At 73.9% G+C, this 23,490-nt stretch carries 19 protein-coding genes; 9 read left to right on the top strand and 10 right to left on the bottom strand.

Annotated elements, in window-relative coordinates; translation table 11 throughout:
* Nucleotides 1–12 precede the first annotated feature (12 nt).
* Nucleotides 13–669, top strand: coding sequence for a maleylpyruvate isomerase N-terminal domain-containing protein (locus ACZ4YY_RS08175; protein WP_468285156.1), 657 nt, complete (start codon nucleotides 13–15; stop codon nucleotides 667–669).
* A gap of 84 nt (nucleotides 670–753) precedes the next feature.
* Here ACZ4YY_RS08175 and ACZ4YY_RS08170 read toward each other — a convergent pair whose 3' ends face one another.
* Nucleotides 754–2,541: a glycoside hydrolase family 3 protein gene (locus ACZ4YY_RS08170; RefSeq protein WP_468285153.1), complete on the bottom strand. Its 1,788-nt coding sequence runs from the start codon at nucleotides 2,539–2,541 to the stop codon at nucleotides 754–756.
* A 771-nt stretch (nucleotides 2,542–3,312) separates the two neighbouring features.
* On the opposite strand from ACZ4YY_RS08170, the gene aroA reads away from it, so the two are divergent.
* A complete protein-coding gene (aroA, locus tag ACZ4YY_RS08165; RefSeq protein ID WP_468285151.1) occupies nucleotides 3,313–4,554 on the top strand; it encodes a 3-phosphoshikimate 1-carboxyvinyltransferase in 1,242 nt (413 codons plus the stop codon).
* Nucleotides 4,551–4,757 (top strand): hypothetical protein, encoded by a 207-nt coding sequence (locus ACZ4YY_RS08160; RefSeq protein ID WP_468285148.1) that lies wholly within the window; start codon nucleotides 4,551–4,553, stop codon nucleotides 4,755–4,757. The genes aroA and ACZ4YY_RS08160 overlap by 4 nt, the downstream gene beginning before the upstream one ends.
* 346 nt (nucleotides 4,758–5,103) lie before the next feature.
* Here ACZ4YY_RS08160 and ACZ4YY_RS08155 read toward each other — a convergent pair whose 3' ends face one another.
* Complete coding sequence (locus tag ACZ4YY_RS08155) at nucleotides 5,104–6,039, bottom strand: LysR family transcriptional regulator (protein WP_468285144.1); 936 nt, start codon at nucleotides 6,037–6,039, stop codon at nucleotides 5,104–5,106.
* Between the two features lie 50 nt (nucleotides 6,040–6,089).
* Between ACZ4YY_RS08155 and ACZ4YY_RS08150 the strand changes: the two genes are divergently transcribed.
* Nucleotides 6,090–6,707: an RBBP9/YdeN family alpha/beta hydrolase gene (locus tag ACZ4YY_RS08150; RefSeq protein ID WP_468285141.1), complete on the top strand. Its 618-nt coding sequence runs from the start codon at nucleotides 6,090–6,092 to the stop codon at nucleotides 6,705–6,707.
* On the opposite strand, the gene ACZ4YY_RS08145 is transcribed toward ACZ4YY_RS08150, so the two are convergent.
* The 3 genes from ACZ4YY_RS08145 to ACZ4YY_RS08135 form a co-directional block, all read right to left on the bottom strand.
* Nucleotides 6,685–7,977: an MFS transporter gene (locus tag ACZ4YY_RS08145; protein WP_468285138.1), complete on the bottom strand. Its 1,293-nt coding sequence runs from the start codon at nucleotides 7,975–7,977 to the stop codon at nucleotides 6,685–6,687. The genes ACZ4YY_RS08150 and ACZ4YY_RS08145 overlap by 23 nt on opposite strands.
* Nucleotides 7,978–8,715: 738 nt before the next feature.
* Entirely contained in the window at nucleotides 8,716–9,516 is an 801-nt protein-coding gene (locus tag ACZ4YY_RS08140) for a sugar phosphate isomerase/epimerase family protein (protein ID WP_468285135.1), read from the bottom strand.
* Between the two features lie 376 nt (nucleotides 9,517–9,892).
* On the bottom strand, nucleotides 9,893–10,939 hold the full coding sequence (locus tag ACZ4YY_RS08135) for a LacI family DNA-binding transcriptional regulator (protein WP_468285131.1): 1,047 nt from the start codon (nucleotides 10,937–10,939) through the stop codon (nucleotides 9,893–9,895).
* A 280-nt stretch (nucleotides 10,940–11,219) separates the two neighbouring features.
* On the opposite strand from ACZ4YY_RS08135, the gene ACZ4YY_RS08130 reads away from it, so the two are divergent.
* Genes ACZ4YY_RS08130 through ACZ4YY_RS08120 form a run of 3 tightly spaced genes read left to right on the top strand, consistent with a single transcriptional unit; the run spans nucleotide 11,220 to nucleotide 14,355 of the window.
* The gene (locus ACZ4YY_RS08130; RefSeq protein ID WP_468285127.1) at nucleotides 11,220–12,371 is read left to right on the top strand and encodes a Gfo/Idh/MocA family protein; all 1,152 of its coding nucleotides are present in this window, start codon (nucleotides 11,220–11,222) and stop codon (nucleotides 12,369–12,371) included.
* Complete coding sequence (locus tag ACZ4YY_RS08125) at nucleotides 12,368–13,519, top strand: dihydrodipicolinate synthase family protein (protein ID WP_468285124.1); 1,152 nt, start codon at nucleotides 12,368–12,370, stop codon at nucleotides 13,517–13,519. The genes ACZ4YY_RS08130 and ACZ4YY_RS08125 overlap by 4 nt, the downstream gene beginning before the upstream one ends.
* A gap of 35 nt (nucleotides 13,520–13,554) precedes the next feature.
* Nucleotides 13,555–14,355 (top strand): sugar phosphate isomerase/epimerase family protein, encoded by an 801-nt coding sequence (locus ACZ4YY_RS08120; RefSeq protein ID WP_468285291.1) that lies wholly within the window; start codon nucleotides 13,555–13,557, stop codon nucleotides 14,353–14,355.
* Between the two features lie 229 nt (nucleotides 14,356–14,584).
* Here ACZ4YY_RS08120 and rbsD read toward each other — a convergent pair whose 3' ends face one another.
* From rbsD to ACZ4YY_RS08095, 5 genes are all read right to left on the bottom strand, one after another.
* Nucleotides 14,585–14,974, bottom strand: coding sequence for a D-ribose pyranase (gene rbsD / locus ACZ4YY_RS08115; protein WP_468285121.1), 390 nt, complete (start codon nucleotides 14,972–14,974; stop codon nucleotides 14,585–14,587).
* A complete protein-coding gene (locus ACZ4YY_RS08110; RefSeq protein ID WP_468285118.1) occupies nucleotides 14,971–15,951 on the bottom strand; it encodes a ribokinase in 981 nt (326 codons plus the stop codon). Before ACZ4YY_RS08110 ends, rbsD begins: the two co-directional genes overlap by 4 nt.
* Nucleotides 15,952–16,017: 66 nt before the next feature.
* Nucleotides 16,018–17,964, bottom strand: coding sequence for an ABC transporter permease/substrate-binding protein (locus ACZ4YY_RS08105; protein ID WP_468285115.1), 1,947 nt, complete (start codon nucleotides 17,962–17,964; stop codon nucleotides 16,018–16,020).
* The gene (locus tag ACZ4YY_RS08100) at nucleotides 17,954–19,477 is read right to left on the bottom strand and encodes a sugar ABC transporter ATP-binding protein (RefSeq protein WP_468285113.1); all 1,524 of its coding nucleotides are present in this window, start codon (nucleotides 19,475–19,477) and stop codon (nucleotides 17,954–17,956) included. The genes ACZ4YY_RS08105 and ACZ4YY_RS08100 overlap by 11 nt, the downstream gene beginning before the upstream one ends.
* Nucleotides 19,474–20,514 (bottom strand): LacI family DNA-binding transcriptional regulator, encoded by a 1,041-nt coding sequence (locus ACZ4YY_RS08095; RefSeq protein WP_468285110.1) that lies wholly within the window; start codon nucleotides 20,512–20,514, stop codon nucleotides 19,474–19,476. The genes ACZ4YY_RS08100 and ACZ4YY_RS08095 overlap by 4 nt, the downstream gene beginning before the upstream one ends.
* Before the next feature lie 220 nt (nucleotides 20,515–20,734).
* Here ACZ4YY_RS08095 and ACZ4YY_RS08090 point away from each other — a divergent pair, with 220 nt between their 5' ends.
* Both ACZ4YY_RS08090 and recD2 read left to right on the top strand, forming a co-directional pair.
* Nucleotides 20,735–21,100: a cupin domain-containing protein gene (locus ACZ4YY_RS08090; RefSeq protein ID WP_468285107.1), complete on the top strand. Its 366-nt coding sequence runs from the start codon at nucleotides 20,735–20,737 to the stop codon at nucleotides 21,098–21,100.
* A gap of 30 nt (nucleotides 21,101–21,130) precedes the next feature.
* A complete protein-coding gene (recD2, locus tag ACZ4YY_RS08085) occupies nucleotides 21,131–23,401 on the top strand; it encodes an SF1B family DNA helicase RecD2 (RefSeq protein WP_468285104.1) in 2,271 nt (756 codons plus the stop codon).
* The last annotated feature ends 89 nt before the right edge of the window (nucleotides 23,402–23,490 follow it).

The raw sequence follows: 23,490 nt of genomic DNA, 5'->3' as shown, positions 1-23,490 counted from the left end.
TACCGTGCCGCGGTGGACCTCTTCTCACGCGCCTGGACCGCACTGCTCACGGCCGTCGCCGACACCCCGGACGAGGACTTCGAGCGGCCCTCCGGCTGCACCGGCTGGCTCGTGCGGGACCTGGCCTGCCATCTGGTCATCGACGCCCAGGACGTCCTGATCACCCTGGTGACGCCGGCCGACTCCGCACCCACCGTGGACGCGGTCACCTACTGGGAGCTCCTGGAGGGACCGCCGACCGGCGAGGACCCGCTCGACGCGCTGATCCCCCGGCTGGCCGCCGCGTACGGGGAGCCGCGGTGGCTCAGGTTCCATCTGGACGACGTCGGGTCCGCCGCGGGCCGCGCCGCCGCGCTCGCCGACCCCGCCGCCCGCGTCGGCACCCGCGACCAGGTGCTGACCGTCGGTGACTACCTTTCCGCGTACGTGCTCGAATCCACGCTGCACCACCTGGACCTGATCGCGCACCGGCCGTCGGCCGACGGGCCGCCCGCCGAGACCCTCGCGGCGTCCCGCACGGCGCTGGAGAAGATCGCCGGGTCGCCGTTCCCCGCCTCCTGGTCCGACGGCGACGTGCTGCTGGTGGGCACCGGACGGCGCCCGCCGACCGGCGCGGAGCGGGCCGCGCTGGGCACGCTCGCGGCACGGCTCCCCCTCGTCCTGGGCTGAGGGGCCTTGCACTGTGCCCGCCCGGGCCGCGCGGACTGATCAGGCGCTCGTCGCGCAAGGACCCCTGAGCGGGACCGCCCGTACTCACCCGTACGTCAGGCCGTGGCCCATCGGGTACAGCACCCGCGCCGGGTCGTCCGCGCGCGGCACCGGCACGGGCAGTCTCCCGCGCGGCGCGACCGCGCCCGCGATCACCCGGGCGGCGGCGCGGAGTGCGACGTCGGTCCAGCAGTAGGTCGCCAGGCAGGCGTTCACCCAGGGGAGCCGCGCCGCGTCGTACGGGTTGCGGACCGCTGCCGCGACCACCGGCCGTCCGGTCGCCGCCAGTCGTTCCACCAGGGTCCGCTGGGGGCTGTCCGCCGTGACGTTGTACGTCGTGACCACCACGGCGTCGGCCTCGCGCGCTGCCGCCTCCGCCGCCGTGACCGTCTCGGGCGCGGGCGCCGTGCCCGTGGACAGGGCCGTCGCCGTGAAGCCCAGGTCGGTGAGGGCGGCGGCGAGGACCTGGGTGGGCGGGCCCGTGGTGCCGGAGGGGGAGGCCGGGTCGGCGCCCAGCACCAGGAGCCGCGGGTGGGTGCGGGGGGAGAGAGGGAGCACCGGTCCGTCGTTGACGAGCAGCGTCGTCGTCCGCTCGGCGAGCCGGTCGGCCGCCGCGAGGTGCGCCCGCGCGCCGACCGTCCGTCCGGCGTCGGCCACACCGACGTACGGCTCGTCGAACAGGCCCAGCCGCGCCTTCAGCCGCAGGATCCGCAGGACCGCCTCCTCCAGCCGCTCCCGCGGCAGCTCCCCCTCCCGTACGGCCGTCAGGACGGCGTTCCAGGCGACGGCCAGGTCGGGCGGGTTGAGGAGCTGGTCGACGCCCGCCCTGAGCGCGAGCACGGGCACACGGTCGTCGCCGTACTTCGTGCGCACGCCCGCCATGTCGAGGGCGTCGGTCACCACGACCCCGTCGTAGCCCAGGTGTTCGCGCAGCAGGCCGGTGACCACGGGACGGGAGAGGGTGGCCGGGTCGCCGGTGGCGTCGAGCGCCGGGACCAGGAGGTGCGCGGTCATGATCGAGTCGACGCCGGCCGCGATCGCCGCCCGGAACGGCGCCGCGTCCAGCTCCTCCCACACGGCGCGGGTGTGGGTGATGACGGGGAAGCCGAGGTGGCTGTCGACGGCCGTGTCGCCGTGACCCGGGAAGTGCTTGGCGGTGGCCGCGACCCCCGCCGAACGGTAGCCCTCGACCTGCGCGGCCACCAGGGCGGCCACGGCCCGCGGGTCGGCGCCGAAGGAGCGGACGCCGATGACCGGGTTGGCCGGGTCGACGTTGACGTCGGCGACGGGGGCGTAGTCCTGTCGGATGCCCATCGCGCGCAGCTCACGGCCCGACAGGGCGCCGAGCGTGCGGGCGTCGTCGCGTGAGCCGCCGGCACCGATCGCCATCGCGCCCGGGAAGAGCGTGGCGGGCCTGCCGACGCGGGCCACGGCGCCGTGCTCCTGGTCGGTGGAGATCAGCACCGGCACGCCGCGCGGCTGTCGGAGCGCGGCCCGCTGGATGCCGTCGGACAGGTCCGCGATCCGGAGCGGGTCGCGGGTGTTGTGCGCCCAGGCGAAGTAGATGATCCCGCCGACCCGGTAGCGGGCGATCAGCTCGGCGGCCGTGCGCACGCCCAGCTCCCGGAGGTTGGCGTCGGCGTCGGCCGGATCGGGAGCGGTGGCGGAGTGGCCGAAGACCCGGCTGACGAAGACCTGGCCGACCTTCTCCTCCAGGGTCATGCGGGAGACCAGCTCGCGCAGGCGGCGGTCGTCGGCGTGCGCGGTGCCGCCGAGGGCGAGGGCCGTGCCGAGTCCGGCGGTGGCGGCGAGGACGGTACGTCTGGAGGGCACGAGCGCTCCTTCCGGGCCGGTCGGGGAGCCTGCACGGTACCCGCGGGAGGGGCCGTCACCGGCGCATTGGAGGGGGGCGCGCCGATGACGGCGTGCTGCCGGCCCCGGTACGGCGGAGAGGGTGGTCAGCGATCGCAGCCAGCAGCGAGGGCCGACACCGCACCGAGGAGACTCGTCCGACAGCTCGCGGATGGGACGGTCGGAGGGCGACGCGGGTTCCCCCAACCGGCCGGCCGCCTCCGCCGAACGCACCGCCTTCCGCCGAGGCGGTCGTCCTGCGCAGGGTCGGGTGTCCTGCGCCGGGTCGGGTGTCGTGCGCGGGGTCGGTCGTCCTGCGCCGGGTCGGGTGTCCGGCGCGGGGTCGGGTGTCGTGCGCGGGGTCGGTCGTCCTGCGCCGGGTCGGGTGTCGTGCGCGGGGTCGGTCGTCCTGCGCCGGGTCGGGTGTCGTGCGCCGGGTCGGGTGTCCTGCGTCGGGTCGGGTGTCCGGCGCGGGGTCGGGGGTCGGTCGTCCTGCGCCGGGGCGGATGTCCTGCGCCGAACCCGCCGCCTCAGTCGAAGGCCGGTGTTCGTGGGCGAGTCGGTGAGCGGCCTGCGCTGGTGTGCGGCGGCCCTGCCGGCCCAGCTGGTCGGCGGGGTGGCCCTTGACCTTCCCGGCGCCCGCCCGCAGGCCCCGCCCCGCGCGTCCGGCCCGCTCCCGCGGCCCACCCCGCCCTCCGTCCATCCCGTGGACGAGCCCGCCCCGCGTGTCCCCGTCGCGGGATCATGAGGGCCATGCCCCTCGTCGACATCCCCGGCTCCAAGTCCATCACCGCCCGTGCCCTGTTCCTGGCGGCCGCCGCCGACGGAGTCACCACCCTCCAGCGGCCCCTGCGGTCCGACGACACCGAGGGCTTCGCCGAGGGCCTGGCCCGGCTGGGGTACCGCGTGGGGCGGACGCCGGACACCTGGCAGGTCGACGGACGCCCGCAGGGCCCCGCGGTCGCCCAGGCCGACGTGTACTGCCGTGACGGCGCCACCACCGCCCGCTTCCTGCCCGCCCTGGCCGCCGCCGGCCACGGCACCTACCGCTTCGACGCCTCGCCCCAGATGCGCCGCCGGCCCCTGCTGCCGTTGACCCGCGCCCTGCGCGACCTGGGCGTGGACGTGCGGCACGAGGAGGCGGAGGGGCACCACCCGCTGACCGTCAGGGCGGCCGGAGTGGAGGGTGGGGACGTCGTCCTGGACGCCGGCCAGTCCTCCCAGTACCTGACCGCCCTGCTGCTGCTCGGGCCGCTCACCCGCACCGGCCTGCGGATCACCGTCACCGACCTGGTCTCCGTGCCGTACGTGGAGATCACGCTGGCGATGATGCGGGCGTTCGGGGCGGACGTCGTCCGCGAGGGGAACGTCTTCGTCGTTCCGCCGGGCGGCTACCGGGCCACCACCTACGCCGTCGAGCCCGACGCGTCGACGGCGAGCTACTTCTTCGCGGCGGCCGCGGTGACACCGGGCGCCGAGGTGACCGTGCCCGGCCTCGGCCGGGGCGCGCTCCAGGGCGACCTGGGCTTCGTGGACGTCCTGCGGCGGATGGGCGCGCGGGTGGAGACCGGCGCCGACCGCACCACCGTGACCGGCACCGGCGAACTGCGCGGCGTCACCGTCACCATGCGGGACATCTCCGACACCATGCCGACCCTCGCCGCCCTCGCGCCCTTCGCCTCCGGGCCGGTGCGCATCGAGGACGTGGCCAACACGCGCGTGAAGGAGTGCGACCGGCTGGAGGCCTGCGCGGAGAACCTGCGGCGGCTGGGCGTGGACGTCACGACCGGCCCCGACTGGATCGAGATCCAGCCCGGCCCGATGGCGCCCGGCGCGCGGATCAAGACCTACGGCGACCACCGCATCGTCATGTCCTTCGCGGTGACCGGACTGCGCGTCCCCGGAATCTCGTTCGACGACCCCGGCTGCGTCCGCAAGACTTTCCCCGGTTTCCACGAGGCGTTCGCACGGCTGCGGAAGGACATCATCGGGTGAGTGCACCGCCTGAGGCGCCGGTTCTCCAGGGCGCGCTGGTGCGTCTGGGGCCGCTGGAGCGACGGCACGCGGCCGAACTGGCCCGGGCGGCGGAGGAGGACCGGGGCTCGTACGCGTACACCTGGGTCCCGCGGGCCCACGAGGTCGGCGCCTGCATCGACGCCCAGCCGGCCCGCGCCGCGACCGGACGCCTCGCGCCCTAACTCCTGGGCCCCGGGCGAGGACGGCCGCCTCCGCGACTCCGCGATCTTCTCGATCACGTCGCAGGAGCGGCCGCAACGGCGGGCGCGACTGGAGGAACGGGTGGCGCGCTACGCGGCGCGAACGGCACCCCGGCACCCGTCGCGCGGTGGGGCCTGAGGGGCGCCGGTACCCGTCGCGCGGAGGGGCCATGAGAGGCGTCGGTACCCGTCGGGCTGTCGGGCCTGAAGGTCGTCGGAACCCGCTGGCCGGCGAGATCTGGCGGGCGTTGGAACCCGCCGCCCGGCAGGAGTCAGGGGTCTCGGGGGCCCGACGTCGGGTGGGATCCGAGGAGTCGTCGTCGGCGGGTCACGGTGTCAGCGCGCCCGCCGCCGCCCGCAGTTCCTCCCGCACCGCCGCCACCACCGGATCGCCCTCCGACCCCGCCCGTACGGCGACGAAGACGTTCCGCGACGGCGGCTCGCCCTCGGCCGGGCGCAGCGCCAGGTCCCGGTGGGCGTACAGCGAGCGGACCAGACGGGGGACCAGGGCCACCCCCAGACCCGCCTCGACCAGACCGGCCAGTGCGGCCCAGTCGTCGACGGCGTGCCGGATCTCGGGCGTGAAACCGGCCGCCGCGCAGACCGAGCGGGTCACCGCACCGCAGCAGCTCAGCGCGTCGCCGACGATCCACGGGTCCCGGGCCAGCGCCCGCAACGGCACCTCGGACCGGGCGGCGAGCGGGTGGTCGGGCGGGAGGGCGACGTCCAGGAAATCGGTGAGCAGGTCCTCTCGGGCGTAGCGGCGGTCGGTGGACGGCGGCGCCGCCGCGAAGTCGACGGCCACCGCCACGTCGACCCGGCCGCCGTCGAGCGCGGTGAACAGATCGGGCGGCTCGGCCTGCACGACGTTCACGCGGAGGCCGGGGAGGCGGGCGCTCAGGGCGCGCAGCGCGGGCGGCAGCAGACCGAGGATGCCGCTGGAGAAGCAGCCGACGGTCACCGTGCCCCGGTGGCCCTCGGCGTAGGCCGCGAGGTCGGCGCGCGCCCGTTCGACCTGCGCGGCGATCACCTCGGCGTGCGCGAGCAGCACCCGCGCCTGTCCGGTGAGGCGCACACCCCTGCCGTGGCGTTCCGTCAGGGGGACGCCCAGGTCGCGGGCGAGCCCGGCGAGTTGCTGGGAGACGGCGGACGGGGTGAGGTGCAGGGCCTCGGCGGTGCGCGCCAGACTGCCCCGGCGCTGGAGCTCGCGCAGGACGGTGAGGCGACGCAGATCTATGGTGAAGGCAGGGCTTAACGGTTCCACGCCGGAAGATTAACTGGACCTTCCGTCCCGTCGCCGGGGATCATCGGCGCATGACCGATTCCGGCCTCTCGTCCGCCGCGTACCTCATCCTCCACGGCTGGCAGAACCACCGTCCCGCGGCCCACTGGCAGCACTGGCTCGCCGACCGGCTCGCCGGGCGCGGTCACTCCGTCACCTACCCGCAGCTGCCCGACCCCGACGACCCGTCCCTGGAGGTGTGGCTGGGCGAGCTGGCCCGCCACCTCGACGGGCTGGGCGTCCGGGCCGCCGCCGGCGAGCGGGTCGTCGTCGCCCACAGCCTCTCCGTCCCGCTCTGGCTGCACGCCGTCGCGCGGGGCGTGCCGGGGACCGACGCCGTCGACCGGGTGCTGCTGGTGGCCCCGCCGTCCGGCTCCGTCCTGGCCCGTCACCCCGAGGTCGCCGAATTCGCCGTCGCCCCGCTCGAGAAGCTCACGTCGCCCGCCCCGACCCGGCTCGTCGCCGGCGACGACGACCCCTACTGCCCGGAAGGCGTCCAGTCCGTCTACGGCGATCCGCTGGGCCTGACCGCCGAACTCCTCCCGGGCGCCGCCCACCTCGACCTGGACGCCGGCTACGGTCCCTGGCCGTCCGTGCTGGAGTGGTGTCTGGACGCGGACGCGCGGCTCACGGTCCGGCCGGGGCCGTAGCCGGGGGCTCCGGGGCGGACGAACCCTTCCGGTCCTCGTCGTCGTCCGCCGCCCCCCGCTTCCGCAGTTCCGGCGTGGTCGCGGCCACCGCCGTCACCGCGAGCAGGCACAGCAGCCCACCGGTGATCAGGGCGGTCGCGCCCGAGGACCACCCCGCCACCAACCCGCCGCGCAGACTGCCGAGGTGCGGGCCGGCCTGGCCGACGACGGTCTCGGCCGCCGTCACCCGGCCCAGCAGGGCGTCCGGGGTGCGGGTCTGCACGATCGTCGTCCGGGACAGGACGGCCACCGCGTCCGCCGCGCCCGCCAGGACCAGCATCCCGAGGCCGGCCCACGCGTTCGGCATCAGCCCGAACAGGGCCAGGGCCACGCCCCAGGTGGCGGAGGCGCACAGCATCACCGGCCCCGGACGGGCCGACCGGGTCACCGGACCGGAGAACGCGGTCGCGGCGACCCCGCCCACCGCGAGCGCCGACAGGAACAGGCCGAGGGTGTGCGGGTCACCGCCGAAGCGCTCCGCGTTGACCAGCGGGAACAGGCCGGTCGGCATCGCGAGGACGGTCGCGGCCAGGTCGGTCAGCAGCGCGCCGCGCACCACCCGGTGGCCGGTCAGGAAACGCAGTCCGTCCAGGACGCCGTGCAGCCCGGGCCGGGACTTCTCGCCCTCCGGCGGCAGCGCGGGCAGACCGAAGGCGCCGTAGAAGGACAGACCGAAGCTGAGGGCGTCCAGGAGGTAGCAGACGCCGATGCCCCACCAGCCGAGGACGACGCCGGCGACGGCCGGGCCGAGCAGCATCATCGCCTGCCCGGTGACCTGGTTCAGGGCCAGGCCCGCGGCCACCTGCTCCTTGGGCAGCAGCCGCGGCACGAACACGCCCGCCGCCGGCGCCCCCACCGCTCCGAACGACGCCTGCGCCGCGACAAGCGCCAGCACGACGGTCACCGGGACATGCCCCGTGAAGCCCTGCACGGCCAGCAGCACCGAACAGACCGCCTGCCCGACGGTGGCCGCCAGGTAGACCCGGCGCCGGTCGGCCCGGTCCACCCAGGCCCCCGCGAACAGCCCGAAGCCGATCATCGGCAGCGCCTGCGCCAGCCCGACCGCGCCGCTCCAGACCGCGCTGTGCGTCATGTCCCACACCTGGTACATGACGGTGACCATGGTCATGAAGCCACCGAGCGTGGACACCGTGCGCCCGATCAGCAGCCGCCGGAAGACGGGGGAGGAGCGAAGGGGCCGGACGTCGAGAAGACCCCGACGAAACCTCATGACTCCGACGACCCGACGACGCACGCGATACGCGCCCCACTCTGCTGATCCACGGCGCGGAGGCTATCCCGGCGCACGACGACCCCGCCAACGGATTTCGCCACGGGGCAGCGCCACCGCCGACCGGTGACGACCGCCCCGCCGCGACCGCCCTCGCCGCGGCCGCCCCGCCGCGACCGCCCTCGCCGCGGCCGCCCCGCCGCGACCGCCCTGCCGCGACGCGGCCCCACCACGTCCCGAGCTACCGGCCACACCCGCACCCGCACCACCGTGACCACGGGCGTCTGCGACCGTACGGCCGTGTCCGCCGACAGCGGCCGTGCTGTCGGGGCCGTCGGCGTCTGCGGCCGTGCCGCCGTGCCCGTCGGCCTCCGCGGCCGCGCCGCCGTGCCCGTCGGCCTCCGCGGCTGTGCTCTAGTGCCGGCCCGCGGCTACGGCCGCGCTACCGCTACCGCGAACCGATCACGCCGGCCGATGGCAGCCACCCCGCAACCGCGGAACAGCCCACGACCGCGGGCCGTCTCACGACCGCGGGCCGGCCCACGACCGCGGGCCGGCCCACGACCGCGGGCCGGCCGACGACCGAGGCCGCGAGCACGACCCGGGGAGCGCGAGCACGACCGCGGTCTGGCCCACGACCGGGGCCGCGCGAGCACGACCGCGGTCTGGCCCACGACCGGGGCAACGCGAGCACGACCGCAGGGAGACCGACGATCGCGCCGACCCCGGTCGCCCCGCTCACGCCGCTTCGTTGAGCAGGCGGGCGAGGTGTTCCCGTCCCGCGCTCAGGAGACCCTCCAGGGGTTCGGCGGACTCGTACCACCGCTTCTCGTACTCCCAGCACAGCCAGCCGTCCCAGTCGTGGCGTGAGAGCACCTCCACGCACTCGCCGAGCGGCAGCACCCCCGCGCCCAGCGCCAGCGGGGTCGTGTCGCCGGCCGAGGCGATGTCCTTGACCTGCACGTACCCGAGGTGGGGCGAGAGCGCGGCGTAGGTGTCCAGCGGCTGCTCGCCGCCCCGCCAGGTGTGCATGACGTCCCACAGCGCGCCGACCTGCCGGTGGCCGACCAGGCCCAGGACGCGCATCGCGTCGGCGCCGGTGGGGTGCGAGTCGTGGGTCTCCAGCAGGACGCGGACGCCGAGGTCGGCGGCGTACTCGGCGACGACCCCGAGCCGCCGGGCGGCGACCGCGTCGGCCTCGGCGGGGGACTGGTCCTCGGAGCCGCCGGGGAAGACGCGGACGAAGGGCGCGCCGAGGTCGCGCGCGAGCCCGACGAGCTCTCGCGTCTCCTCGATCACGGGTTCGTCCTCGCCCGGCGCGGCCATGCGCGCGTACCCCGCGACCCCGAGGATCTCGACCCCCGCCTCCTTGAAGGCGGCGGCGACACCTGACCGTTCGTCCGGACTGAGGCCGGGGTGGACCGGCTCCTCCGGGTGGGCGCGCAGTTCGACACCGTGATAGCCGTGCGCGGACGCGAGCCGCAGCACGTCGGCGAGCGGCAGACCGGGAACACCGAGGGTGGAGAAGGCGAGCTTCATGGTCACCACTGTGGCGCCGGTGGGCGGTACCGGTCCAGTCAGGGGCGATTTCCGCCGCTCCGCGACCCGGCCCGAGAGCCGCTCTTCCGCCGACCCGGCCGCCCGGGAACGCGTTCGTCACCCTCCCCCGGAACACCTCGGCCGACCGCTCCCACGGGGGCGGCAGGGCCCGACCGCCCGCCGCGACGGTCCGCGCCGCGACGGCCCGCGCCGTGACGCTCCGGCCCGTCCGGGGCCGCGCAACGACCCTCAGTCCCGAGGCCCCCCGGTCGACCCCCGCACCGTCAGCTCGCCCCGCACCACGGCGATCCCGCCGGGCGGCGCGCGACCGCCCCCGCCGCGACGCTCCGGCCCGTCCGGGGCCGCGCAACGACCCTCAGTCCCGAGGCCCCCCGGTCGACCCCCGCACCATCAACTCGCCCCGCACCACGGCGATCCCGCCGGGCGGCGGCTCCTCGCGGCCCATCGCGATCCGGCCGGCCCGTGCCCCCGCCTCCGCCAGCGGCAGCCGTACCGTCGTCAGCGCGGGCACCGCGTCGACGCTGAAGGGCAGGTCGTCGAAGCCGGCCACCGACACGTCCTCGGGGATCCGGAACCCGGACTCCCGCAGTGCCGCGCACGCGCCCAGCGCGACGGAGTCGTTCGCGGCGACGACCGCCGTCAGGGACGGGTCCCGCCGCAGCAGCTCCAGTGTGGCCTCGTGGCCCGCCCGCCGGTCGTAGCGTCCGTGGACCGTCCAGCGGGGGTCCTCCTCGATACCGGCGGCGGCCAGCGCCGCGCGGTGACCCTCCAGCCGGTGCCGGGTGGTGGTCCGCTCCTCCGGTCCCGCGATGTACCCGAGCCGCCGGTGGCCCAGCCCGATCAGATGGTCGGTGAGTTCCCGGCCGCCGCCCCGGTTGTCGAAGGTCAGCGCGATCGCCCCGGTGTCCGGCGCGGGCGGCCGCCCGCACAGCACCACCCGCGTCCCCGCCTCCGCCAGCTTGCGCAGCTTCGCCGCCACCGCCGCCGCGTGCGGCTCGTTCTCCATGGCACCGCCGGTCAGCACCACGGCCGCGGCCCGCTGCCGCTGCAACAGCGTCAGATACGTCAGTTCCCGCTCCGGCGAGCCCCCGGTGTTGCACACCACCGCCAGCCGCTCGCCGCCGGCTCTGCCGCCCGGCCCCCCGATCTCCGACTGGATCGCGCTCGCCATGATCCCGAAGAAGGGGTCGGCGATGTCGTTGACGAGGATGCCGACCAGGTCGGAGGTGGCCGCGGCCAGCGCGCTCGCCGGGCCGTTCAGCACGTAGTCGAGCTCGTCCACGGCCCGCAGCACCCGCTCCCGGGTGGAAGCGGCCACGGGATAGTTCCCGTTCAGTACGCGCGACACCGTCGCGGGGGAGACCTGCGCGCGGGCCGCCACGTCCGCCAGGGTCACCGTCATCTCGTCGTCCTCCGGTCGCGCATCTCGTCGTACGTCCGTTCTCGTACGACCACGTAGACAGCCCCGCCCGGGGCATGGTTCCGGGCGTGCCGAGCAGACCTTACGGCCCAGCACCCCGTTTGTTCGCCCCCTCGAACAACTCGGGATGGACACGGTCTTGTCCGGACCGCTGGTCAGAGGCTAGCTTCTCCCTGGATAGAAAGCGCTTGCTGTCACGCTGATCAGGAAGAGGCGTACGTGCGGCGCACTCACCGACGTACACGCCTACGAAGGGACCGACGTGACACGCAAGACGGTGCGTATCGCCATGAACGGCGTGACCGGGCGCATGGGCTACCGCCAGCACCTGGTCCGCTCCATCCTGGCCATCCGCGAACAGGGCGGACTCGACCTCGGTGACGGCACCGTGCTGTGGCCGGAGCCGATCCTCGTCGGCCGCCGCGAGCACGTGCTCAGGGCGCTCGCCGAACAGCACGGCCTGGAGCACGTCTCCACCGACCTCGACGCCGTCCTCGCCGACCCGAGCGTCGAGATCTACTTCGACGCCCAGGTCACCTCCGCCCGTGAGGAGGCGATCAGGAAGGCGATCGCGGCGGGCAAGCACATTTACACCGAGAAGCCCACGGCCACCGGCCTGGAGGGCGCCCTGGAGCTGGCCCGGCTGGCGACCGAGGCCGGCGTCAAGCACGGCGTCGTCCAGGACAAGCTGTTCCTCCCCGGCCTGCTCAAGCTGAAGCGCCTCATCGACGGCGGTTTCTTCGGCCGGATCCTGTCCGTCCGCGGAGAGTTCGGCTACTGGGTCTTCGAGGGCGACTGGCAGGCTGCCCAGCGCCCCTCCTGGAACTACCGCGCCGAGGACGGCGGCGGCATCGTCGTCGACATGTTCCCGCACTGGGAGTACGTCCTGCACGAGCTGTTCGGCCGCGTGAAGTCCGTCCAGGCCATCGCCACCACCCACGTCCCGCAGCGCTGGGACGAGAACGGCAAGCCCTACGACGCGACGGCCGACGACGCCGCCTACGGCATCTTCGAGCTCGAGGGCGGCACCATCGCCCAGATCAACTCCTCCTGGGCGGTCCGCGTCAACCGCGACGAGCTCGTCGAGTTCCAGGTCGACGGCACCGAGGGATCGGCCGTCGCCGGTCTGCGCAACTGCCGCGTCCAGCACCGCTCCGCCACCCCCAAGCCGGTCTGGAACCCCGACATCCCCGCCACCGAGGTCTTCCGCGACCAGTGGCAGGAGGTCCCGGACAACCAGGACTTCGACAACGGCTTCAAGGCGCAGTGGGAGCTGTTCCTGCGCCACGTCCACGCCGACGCCCCCTACCAGTGGGACCTGCTGGCCGGCGCCCGCGGCGTGCAGCTCGCCGAGCTGGGCCTGAAGTCCTCGGCCGAGGGCCGCCGCCTCGACGTCCCGGAGATCTCGCTGTGACCATCCGACTGCCGGACGGCGGGGGGGCCCTGCGGACCTACGACCCCCGCCCGGAGCCCCTCGCCCTCACCCCGGGCGCCGCCTTCACCTCCCGTACGGTCTTCTCGGCGGCGCACGTCGTTGCCGACCCGTACGCCGACGTGTCCCCCGACGCGCCCGCCGCCGTCGACTGGGACGCCACCCTCGCCTTCCGCCACCACCTGTGGTCGCACGGACTCGGCGTCGCCGAGGCCATGGACACCGCCCAGCGCGGCATGGGCCTGGACTGGGCCGGCGCGGCCGAGCTGATCCGCCGCAGCGCCGCCGAGGCCCGCAGCGTGGGCGGCCGCATCGCGTGCGGCGTGGGCACCGACCAGATCACCTCGGGCACGCTGGAGGAGGTCCGCGCTGCCTACGAGGAGCAGCTCGCCGTCGTCGAGGAGTCCGGCGCCCAGGCGATCCTGATGGCGTCCCGCGCGCTCGCGGCCGCCGCGTCCGGCCCCGAGGACTACCTGGAGGTCTACGGCCACCTGCTGCGCCAGGCCGGCGAGCCGGTGGTCCTGCACTGGCTGGGCCCGATGTTCGACCCGGCGCTGGAGGGCTACTGGGGCTCGTCCGACCTGGACACGGCGACGGACACCTTCCTGGAGGTGATCGCTGCGCACCCCGACAAGGTCGACGGCATCAAGGTCTCCCTGCTGGACGCCCAGCGCGAGGTCGACCTGCGCCGCCGCCTGCCCGACGGGGTGCGCTGCTACACCGGCGACGACTTCAACTACCCCGAACTGATCGCCGGCGACGCGCAGGGCTTCAGCCACGCCCTGCTCGGCATCTTCGACCCGCTGGGGCCCCTGGCGGCGCAGGCGGTGCGGGTGCTCGACACGGGCGACACGGCGGGCTTCCGCGCCCTGCTCGACCCCACCGTCGACCTCTCCCGCCACCTCTTCCAGGCGCCCACCCGCTTCTACAAGACGGGCGTGGTGTTCCTGGCCTGGCTGGCCGGCCACCAGTCCCACTTCACGATGGTCGGCGGACTCCAGTCGGCCCGCTCCCTGCCCCACTTCGCCCGCGCCTACGAACTCGCCGACGGCCTGGGCCTGTTCCCCGACCCGAAGCAGGCCGAGGAGCGGATGAAGACCCTGCTCGCCCTGTACGGAGTCACCCAGTGAGCAACCCGGACCTGTCCCGCTTCTCCATCAACCAGATGACGGTGAAGCAGCTGTCGATGCCCGAACTGGTCGACGCCTGCGCGGACCTGGGCGTGCCGGGCGTCGGCCTGTGGCGCGATCCGGTGGCGGCGTACGGCCTGGAGGAGACCGCGAAGCTGGTCCGGGACACCGGCCTGACGGTGACGACCCTGTGCCGAGGCGGATTCTTCACGGCGATCGACCCGGACGAACGCGCCGCGGCCCTCGCCGACAACCGCCGCGCGGTCGACGAGGCGGCCACCCTCGGCACGGACACCCTGGTCCTGGTCTCGGGCGGCCTCCCGGCGGGCTCGAAGGACCTGCACGGCGCCCGCGAACGCATCGCCGACGCGCTCGCGGAACTCGGCCCCTACGCCGAGTCCCACGGCGTACGGCTGGCCATCGAGCCCCTGCACCCCATGTACGCCTCCGACCGCTGTGTGGTCTCCACCCTCGCCCAGGCCCTGGACCTCGCGGAACGCTTCCCCGCACACCAGGTCGGCGTCACGGTCGACACGTACCACGTCTGGTGGGACGACCGGGCCCCCGAGCAGATCGCCCGCGCCGGGGCGGGGGGCCGCATCCACGCCTTCCAGCTCGCCGACTGGACGACCCCCCTGCCCGAGGGCGTCCTCAACGGCCGCGGCCAGATCGGCGACGGCGCGATCGACATGCGCGAGTGGAGGGCCCACGTGGAGGCCGCCGGCTACACCGGCCCGATCGAGGTAGAACTGTTCAACGACGCCCTGTGGGCCCGGGACGGACGCGATCTCCTCACCGAGACCGCGGAGCGGTTCGTCCACCACGTCCTCACGTGAACGACCACTGAGGTCCCCACTCGGCACCCACACCCCACCGGCCCCGTCGACGGAGAACTCGTCGAGATTCCCTTGGGGGCAGCCCGAGGGGCCCGGTCGGCAGACCGGGCCCCTCGCAGCGTCCCAAGGTCGTCGACCACACGTCACCCCACCGGGTGGCGGCACGTCGGCCCGGCCGCGGAGCCGGGCGACCGGGCATCACCCTCACCCACGCCCCGCTGACCACATGTCAGAAGAACACCCCGCACCGCAGCAGCACGTTCGCGTACGGTCGCGCCTCGCCCGTCCGGACCACCAGCCGCGCCCCCGCCGACAGCTCCTTCAGCCGCTCGTGGGGGACGAGCGCCAGCTCGGGGAAGTGTCCGTCCAGCAGCGCCGCGGCCGCCGGGTTCGCGGCCCGCACCTCCCGCGCCGCCGTCGCGCCCTCCACGACCAGCTCGGCGAGCAGGCCGTCGACGACCTCCGCGAACGACGGCACCCCCGCCCGGAAGGCCAGGTCCACGACCCGCGGCCCGTCGGGTATCGGCATCCCGGCGTCGCACACCAGCACCCCGTCGCCGTGCCCCAACTCGGCGAGCGCGCCCGACAGATGACGGTTCAGGATCCCCGCCCTCTTCACTGCGCGTCACCTCCCCGCAGCGCCTCGGGCGCGCTGTCCGGCCTCCCGCCGGGGGTCCGGAGGCCGCCCCGCGAGCCCAGGGCCTCGACCTCCTCCGCCGTCGGGAACGACTCCTGCGCGCCCCGCCGGGTGACGGCCACCGCCCCGACCCGGGCCGCGTAGGCCGCCGCCTCGGTCAGGGAGGCACCCGCGCCCAGCTTCCACGCCAGCGCCGCCGTGAAGGAGTCGCCGGCACCCGTGGTGTCCACGGCGTCCACCGCCACCGACGGCACGCGTGCGACGCCCCGCGCGGACGCCACCAACGCGCCCTCGGAGCCCAGGGTCACCACGACCGAGCGGGGACCCTTCGCCAGCAGCAGCCGCGCCCAGTCCTCCGGTTCCCCGCCGACGGCCGCCGCGCCGAGGACGACCTTCGCCTCGTGCTCGTTGACGATCAGCGGGTCGCAGGCCGCGAGCACCTCGGCCGGCAGGGGGCGCGGCGGGGAGGGGTTCAGCACGAACCGGCCGCCCGGTGCCAGGCCGCGGACGACCTCCACGACCGTCTCCAGCGGGATCTCCAGCTGGGCGGAGACCACTCGAGAGGCGTGGAGGAGGGCGGCCGCCGCCCGCACGTCCGCCGGGGTGAGCCGGCCGTTCGCGCCGGGCGAGACGACGATGCTGTTGTCGCCCGACGGGTCGACGGTGATCAGCGCGACCCCGGTCGGCGCCCCGCCCACCAGCACGCCCCCCGTGTCGACCCCGGCCGCCCGCTGCGAGTCGAGCAGCAGGCGCCCGTGGGCGTCGTCGCCGACCCGGGCCAGCAGTGCCGTGCGGGCACCGAGGCGGGCGGCCGCGACCGCCTGGTTGGCTCCCTTGCCGCCGGGATGGACGGCCAGGTCGGAGCCCAGCACCGTCTCCCCGGCCCCGGGCCTGCGCTCGACGCCGATCACCAGGTCGGCGTTGGCCGACCCTACGACCAGTAGGTCGTAGTCGTACATGAAAGAACTCCCCTGGTACGTGACGTGGGGCGGGCGGTCCCAGGACCGCCCGCCCGCTCGCCCATGTCAGCCGCTGAAGCCGGCCACGTTCTCCTTGGTGACCACCTTCACCGGCACCTTCACCGTCTGCTCGACCTTCTTGCCCTGAAGGGCCTTCAGCGCGTTGTCCACGGCGATCCTGCCCAACTGCGACGGCTGCTGCGCCACGGACGCGTACAGCGTGCCGTCCTTGACGGCGTTCAGTCCGTCCGGGGTGCCGTCGAAGCCGACGACCTGCACGGACCGGCCGGCCCTGGAGCCGAGTGCCTTGATCGCGCCGAGTGCCATCTCGTCGTTGGCGGCGATGACGCCTTGGACGTCCGGGTGGGCCTGGAGCAGGTTCGACATCACGTCGAGGCCCTTGGTGCGGTCGAAGTCGGCCGGCTGCTGGGCCAGGACCTGGATGCCGGGGTACGCCTTCAGCCCCTTGGCGAAACCTTCCGCCCGCTCCCGGGCGGCGGAGGTGCCCGCCTGGCCCTGGAGGATGACGATCTTGCCGGCGCCGCCGAGCTTCTCCGCGACGGTCCTGGCCGCCAGTTCACCGCCGGCGACGTTGTCGGAGGCCACCAGCGCGTCCGTCGTCGCCTTGTTGACGCCGCGGTCGACCGCGATGACCGGGATCTTCGCCTGGTCGGCGGCGCGCACGGCCGGACCGGCCGCGTCGGAGTCCACCGGGTTGACGATGACCGCGTCGAAGCCGGAGCTGGTGAAGTTCTGCAACTGGTTGGCCTGTTGCGAGGCGTCGTTCTGCGCGTCGGTGACGGTCAGGTCCACGCCCAGCTTCTCCGCCTCGGCCTGCGCGCCCGACTGGATCTGCACGAAGAACGGGTTGTTGAGCGTCGACAGCGCCAGACCCACCTTGGGGTTCGAGGCCGACGAGGAACCGCCGTGCAGGAAGGAGGTCGCGCCGACGATCGCCACGGTCACCACCGCCGCGAGGGCGTACGTCGCCCCCTGCTTCCCCTTCGCGCCGCCGGCGCCGGCCGCCGCCGGGGTCGCCCCGGCCTTGCGGCGCACGGTGTCCAGCAGCACGGCCAGCGCGATGACGACGCCGATGACGACCTGCTGCCAGAAGGCGGAGACGGACAGCAGGTTCAGTCCGTTGCGCAGCACCGCCAGGATCAGCGCGCCGATCAGCGTCCCGGACGCCTTGCCGGTGCCGCCGGCGAGCGAGGCGCCGCCGATGACGACCGCGGCGATGGCGTCCAGCTCGTAGCCGTCGGCGGCCTGCGGCTGGGCGGAGGACAGCCGGGCGGCGAGCACGACGCCCGCGGCGGCGGCGAACACACCCGACAGGGCGTAGATGGCGAGCTTCTGCCTCTTGACCCGCAGACCCGACAGACGCGCGGCCTCCTCGTTGCCGCCGATGGCGTACATCGAGCGGCCGATGTACGTCCGGCCGAGCACGAACGCCGCGATCAGACCCATCACGACCATGACCAGTACGGGCACCGGCAGCCAGCCGCCGAGCGTGTCGCCCAGGTGCGAGACCGAGTCGGGGAAGGCGATCGGGGAGCCCTCGGAGATCACCAGTGACAGACCGCGGCCCACCGACAGCATCGCGAGCGTCGCGATGAACGGCGGCAGCTTGCCGTACGCGATGAGGAACCCGTTCACCAGGCCGCACGCGATGCCGGTGACGACCGCCAGGACGACCGCCGCGGCGACCGGCACCCCCTGCTCGGTGGCGCTCCACGCCAGTACGGTCGCCGACAGCGCCGCCACCGAGCCGACCGACAGGTCGATGCCGGCCGAGACGATGACGAAGGTGACGCCGAAGGCGAGGACGGCGGTCACGGCGGCCTGGACACCGACGTTGAGCAGGTTGTCGGTGGTCAGGAAGTCGCCCGACAGCGCCGACATGGCGATGACGAGGACGATGAGCGCGGTGAGCGCCCCGTTGTCGAGGAGCAGACGGCGAACCGCCGCGGCGCCACCGGCGCCCGTTGTGCTCCTGAGCGTGTCAGCGGCCACGGCCGGCCTCCATCTCGGTTGGGGTGGGAGTACTGACGGCGAGCGCCATGACGGCGTCCTGGGTGGCCTCGTCGGCGGGGAGTTCCCCGGCGATCCGGCCCTGGGCCATCACCAGCACCCGGTCGCTCATGCCGAGCACCTCGGGCAGGTCGCTGGAGATCATCAGGACCGCGGCGCCGGCGGCCGTCAGCTCGTTGATCAGCTGGTAGATCTCGACCTTGGCGCCGACGTCGATCCCGCGCGTCGGCTCGTCGAGGATCAGCACCCTGGTGTCGGCCAGCAGCCACTTGCCGATGACGACCTTCTGCTGGTTGCCGCCGGAGAGCGTGCGCACGTGCTGGCCGAGGCCCGCCATCCGCACACCCAGCTGCTGTGCGATCCGGTCGGCGGCCGCGTGCTGGGCCCGGAGGTCGACGAGCCCGGCCCGGGTGGCGGACCGCATGGTCACCAGCCCGAGGTTCTCCTCGACGGAGGCGTCGAGCACCAGCCCCTGGCCCTTGCGGTCCTCCGGCACGAGCCCGATCCCGGCCGCCATGGCCGCGTTCACGTCGGACCGGGGGAGCCGTGCGCCCCCGACCGACACCGTCCCGCGGTCGTAGGGGTCCGCCCCGAACACCGCCCGGACGACCTCGGTGCGACCGGCGCCGACCAGACCCGCGACGCCGACGACCTCGCCCGCCCGCACCTCGAAGCTCACGTCGTGGAAGACGCCGTCGCGGGTCAGCCCCTCGACGGACAGCAGGACGGTGCCGGTGCCGGCGCGCTCGCGCGGGTACTGCTGCTCGATGGAACGGCCCACCATGAGCCGTACGAGCTCGTCCTCGGGCGTGGTGGCGGGCACCTGGCCGACCGACCTGCCGTCGCGGATCACCGTGACGCGGTCGCCGAGGGCGGCGATCTCCTCCAGGTGGTGCGTGATGAAGACGACGCCGACGCCGTCCTCGCGCAGCCGCCGCACGATCGCGAAGAGCTTGTCGACCTCCTCCGAGGTCAGCACGGCGGTCGGCTCGTCCATGATCAGCACGCGCGCGTCCAGGCTGAGCGCCTTGGCGATCTCGACCATCTGCAGGCGCGCGATGCCGAGTTCCCGCACCCGCGCGCGGGGCGAGACGCTGACGCCGACCCGTTCCAGCAGGACGGCGGCCTCGGCCTCCATCCGCTTGCGGTCGATCATCCCGAAGCGGCGCGGCTGGCGCCCCAGGAAGATGTTCTCGGCGACCGTCAGATCGGGTACGAGGTTGAACTCCTGGTAGATGGTGGCGATCCCGAGACGCTCGGAGTCCTGCGCCCCGTGGATGCGCACCTCCTCGCCGCCGACCAGGATCCGCCCGGCGTCGGGGCGGTAGGCGCCGGAGAGCATCTTGATCAGGGTGCTCTTGCCCGCGCCGTTCTCACCGAGCAGCACGTGCACCTCGCCCCGGCGCAGGTCGAAGTCGACGCCGTCGAGCGCGACCACGCCCGGGAAGGTCTTGCGTATGCCCTCGATGCGCAGCAACTCGTCCGGGTTGCTCACGACTGGCTCCTTTGTACGGGGGGCTGCACAGCGGGGTCCTGTGCAGGGTTCTCGCCGCACGAGCGGCGCACGACGAGACGGGCGGGGAGGGTGACGGACCGCGGGGTCCTTCCCTCGATGCGGTCGACGAGGGCGCGCACGGCGGCCCGGCCCAGCTCGCCCGTGGGCTGGGCGATCGCGGTGATCGGCGGATCGGTGTGCACGAACCACGGGATGTCGTCGAACGCGGCGAGCGCGATGTCGTCGGGGACGCGCAGCCCGCGCGCGCGGACGGCGTCCAGCGCGCCCAGCGCCATCAGGTTGTCCGCGGCGAAGACGACGTCGGGCGGCTCGGGCAGGTCGAGGAAGCCCTCGGTGACCCGCCGTCCGCTCTCGGCCTGGAAGTCGCCCTGCCCTGTGTGCGCGTCGGGCAGGGGGAGTCCGTAGGCGGCCATGGCGTCGCGGAAGGCCGCGACGCGCTCGCTGCCGGTGGTGGTGGCGGCCGGGCCCGCGATGATGGCGAGCCTGCGGTGCCCGAGCCCGTGCAGATGCGCCACCAGGTCCCGTACGGCGGCCTGCCCGTCCGCGCGGACCACCGGCACGTCGAGGCCCGGGATCCACCGGTCGACGAACACCATCGGCGTTCCCCCGCGCGCGGCGTCCAGCATCAGCGGCGAGCCGCCGTCGGTGGGGGAGACGAGCAGACCGTCGATCCGGCGGTCCAGCAGGGTCCGTACGTGGTGGTCCTGGAGGTCGGGCCGCTCGTCGGCGTTGCCGATGATGACGCTGTATCCGAGCGCACGGGCCTCCTCCTCGACGGAGCGGGCCAGTTCGGTGAAGTAGGGGTTCATCACGTCGCTGATGACCAGGCCGAGGGTGCGGGTCTGGTCGGTGCGCAGCGACCGGGCGACGGCGTTCGGGCGGTAGCCCAGCGTCTCGACGGCGGCCAGCACGCGGGTGCGTGCGTCCTCGCTGACCGACGGGTGGTCGTTCAGGACGCGGGACACCGTGGCGACGGAGACCCCCGCCTCGGCGGCGACGTCCTTGATGCCCGCCATCACCGGTCACCTCCTCGTGAACGAATGGAATCGATTACATCGACGTGCAAGGAGGATTGGAATCGATTACACGGGGTGAGATCAAGCCCCTGGAGTGGCCGAAATCCGATCGTGATGAAAGGCCGCTCGGACGAACGTGGTCGCGGGCCGGCGGCAGCGGGGTCACGCTGGAAGCACGAGGAGGTTCCCGAGGTCCCGACGGACCGGAAGAGGAGGAGCCATGACGTCCGCGACGCGCGACGACGTACCCGTGGCACTCGAGGGCGGCGGGGTGGAACTGCGGATGGAGCCGATCGGCGGGGGCATGTCCGTCGGCTACATCAGCCTTCCGCAGGGCGCCGACATGGGCCCGGCGCTCAAGGGCCTGCCCGACGACGCCTGCCCGTGCCCCCACTGGGGTTACGTCCTGAAGGGCCGGCTGCGGCTGCTCACCGCCGAGGGCGAGGAGGTCTACGAGGCGGGCCAGGCGTACCACTGGCCGCCCGGCCACGTCCCGGTGGTCCTGGAGGACTGCGAACTGGTCGAGTTCTCCCCGACCGAGGACTTCGAAAGGGTGATCGACCACGTGGTCGCCCGGTCCGGCTGAGTTGTCGGTGCCGGGCGGTACCGTCGGACCATGACCGATCAGGCGGGGGCCTCCCGGGCGGGAGAGCGGCGACTGGCCACACTCGAAGGCGTCCTGGAGCGCATCACGTACGCCAACGAGGAGAACGGCTACACGGTCGCGCGCGTCGACACCGGCCGCGGCGGCGGCGACCTGCTCACGGTCGTCGGCGCCCTGCTCGGCGCCCAGGTCGGCGAGTCCCTGCGCATGGAGGGCCGCTGGGGCTCGCACCCCCAGTACGGCAAGCAGTTCCTGGTGGAGAACTACACGACGGTCCTGCCGGCCACCGTCCAGGGCATCCGCCGCTACCTGGGGTCCGGCCTGGTCAAGGGCATCGGACCGGTCTTCGCCGACCGCATCACCCAGCACTTCGGGCTGGACACCCTGCAGATCATCGAGGAGGAGCCCAAGCGCCTGATCGAGGTTCCCGGCCTGGGCCCCAAGCGCACGAAGAAGATCGCCGACGCCTGGGAGGAGCAGAAGGCGATCAAGGAGGTCATGCTCTTCCTCCAGACCGTCGAGGTCTCCACGTCCATCGCGGTGCGCATCTACAAGAAGTACGGCGACGCCTCGATCTCGGTGGTGAGGAACCAGCCGTACCGGCTGGCGGCCGACGTCTGGGGCATCGGCTTCCTGACCGCCGACAAGATCGCCCAGTCCGTCGGCATCCCGCACGACAGCCCGGAGCGCGTCAAGGCCGGTCTCCAGTACGCCCTGTCCCAGTCCGCCGACCAGGGTCACTGCTACCTCCCCGAGGAGCGGCTGATCGCCGACGCGGTCAAGCTCCTCCAGGTCGACACCGGCCTCGTCATCGAATGCCTCGCCGAGCTGGCGCGGGTGCCGGAGGAGGGCGAGGACCCCGGCGTCGTCCGCGAGAAGGTGCCCGGCCCCGACGGCGGGGACCCGGTGACCGCCGTCTACCTGGTCCCCTTCCACCGCGCCGAACTCTCCCTCGCCGCCCAGCTGACGCGGCTGCTGCGCACGGGAGAGGACCGTATGCCCGGATTCGGCGACGTGGCCTGGGACAAGGCGCTGGCGTGGCTGAGGGGCCGTACCGGGGCGGACCTCGCGCCCGAGCAGGAGGCGGCCGTGAAGCTCGCGCTGACGGAGAAGGTCGCCGTCCTCACCGGTGGTCCCGGCTGCGGCAAGTCCTTCACCGTGCGCTCGATCGTGGAGCTTGCCCGCGCCAAGAAGGCGAAGGTCGTCCTCGCCGCCCCCACCGGCCGGGCCGCCAAGCGCCTCGCGGAGCTGACCGGCGCCGAGGCCTCCACCGTCCACCGCCTGCTGGAGCTCAGGCCTGGCGGCGACGCGGCCTACGACCGCGACCGCCCCCTCGACGCCGACCTCGTGGTCGTCGACGAGGCGTCCATGCTGGATCTGCTGCTGGCCAACAAGCTGGTGAAGGCCGTACCGCCCGGCGCCCACCTCCTCTTCGTCGGCGACGTCGACCAGTTGCCCAGCGTCGGCGCCGGCGAGGTGCTGCGCGACCTGCTCGCCGACGGCAGCCCGCTGCCGGCCGTGCGCCTCACGCGCGTGTTCCGTCAGGCCCAGCAGTCGGGCGTGGTGACGAACGCGCACCGGATCAACGCCGGGCAGCACCCGCTCACCGACGGCCTGAAGGACTTCTTCCTCTTCGTCGAGGAGGACACCGAGGAGGCCGGCCGGCTCACCGTCGACGTCGCCGCCCGCCGCATCCCCGCCCGGTTCGGTCTCGACCCGCGCCGGGACGTCCAGGTGCTCGCGCCGATGCACCGGGGCCCGGCCGGCGCCGGCACGCTCAACGGCCTGCTCCAGCAGGCCGTCACGCCCGGCCGGCCCGATCTGCCGGAGAAGCGGTTCGGCGGGAGGGTTTTCCGCGTCGGCGACAAGGTCACCCAGATCCGTAACAACTACGAGAAGGGGGAGAACGGCGTCTTCAACGGCACCGTGGGCGTGGTCACCTCGCTGGACCCGGTCGACCAGCGCCTGACGGTCCTGACGGACGAGGACGAGGAGGTGCCGTACGAGTTCGACGAACTGGACGAACTGGCCCACGCGTACGCGGTCACCATCCACCGTTCACAGGGAAGTGAATATCCCGCGGTGGTGATCCCCGTCACCACCGGGGCATGGATGATGCTGCAGCGCAATCTGCTCTATACGGCCGTGACGCGGGCCAAGAAGCTCGTCGTGCTCGTCGGTTCGCGCAAGGCGATCGGCCAGGCGGTGCGGACGGTCTCGGCCGGCCGGCGCTGCACGGCCCTCGACTTCCGCCTCGCAGGCCCGTCCGGCTCACCGCGCTGACCCCGCACGGGAGAAATGATCGATCAAACGAGTCGTGAAGGTCACAGAGCACTTCCGGAAGGCGGACGGAGGCGGCAGGATGAGCAAGT

This window comes from Streptomyces sp. NPDC030143 (assembly GCF_055573695.1).
This window is presented reverse-complemented; position numbering and strand designations above follow the sequence as displayed.

What these genes read in the sequence shown, in the direction of transcription:
- aroA (WP_468285151.1), top strand. Translation starts at nt 3,313, where the DNA reads ATGCCCCTCGTCGACATCCCCGGCTCCAAGTCCATCACCGCCCGTGCC.
- ACZ4YY_RS08110 (WP_468285118.1), bottom strand. Translation starts at nt 15,951, where the DNA reads ATGTACGACTACGACCTACTGGTCGTAGGGTCGGCCAACGCCGACCTG.
- ACZ4YY_RS08090 (WP_468285107.1), top strand. Translation starts at nt 20,735, where the DNA reads ATGACGTCCGCGACGCGCGACGACGTACCCGTGGCACTCGAGGGCGGC.
- ACZ4YY_RS08095 (WP_468285110.1), bottom strand. Translation starts at nt 20,514, where the DNA reads ATGGCGGGCATCAAGGACGTCGCCGCCGAGGCGGGGGTCTCCGTCGCC.
- ACZ4YY_RS08120 (WP_468285291.1), top strand. Translation starts at nt 13,555, where the DNA reads ATGACGGTGAAGCAGCTGTCGATGCCCGAACTGGTCGACGCCTGCGCG.
- ACZ4YY_RS08140 (WP_468285135.1), bottom strand. Translation starts at nt 9,516, where the DNA reads ATGAAGCTCGCCTTCTCCACCCTCGGTGTTCCCGGTCTGCCGCTCGCC.
- recD2 (WP_468285104.1), top strand. Translation starts at nt 21,131, where the DNA reads ATGACCGATCAGGCGGGGGCCTCCCGGGCGGGAGAGCGGCGACTGGCC.
- ACZ4YY_RS08145 (WP_468285138.1), bottom strand. Translation starts at nt 7,977, where the DNA reads ATGAGGTTTCGTCGGGGTCTTCTCGACGTCCGGCCCCTTCGCTCCTCC.
- ACZ4YY_RS08150 (WP_468285141.1), top strand. Translation starts at nt 6,090, where the DNA reads ATGACCGATTCCGGCCTCTCGTCCGCCGCGTACCTCATCCTCCACGGC.
- ACZ4YY_RS08135 (WP_468285131.1), bottom strand. Translation starts at nt 10,939, where the DNA reads ATGACGGTGACCCTGGCGGACGTGGCGGCCCGCGCGCAGGTCTCCCCC.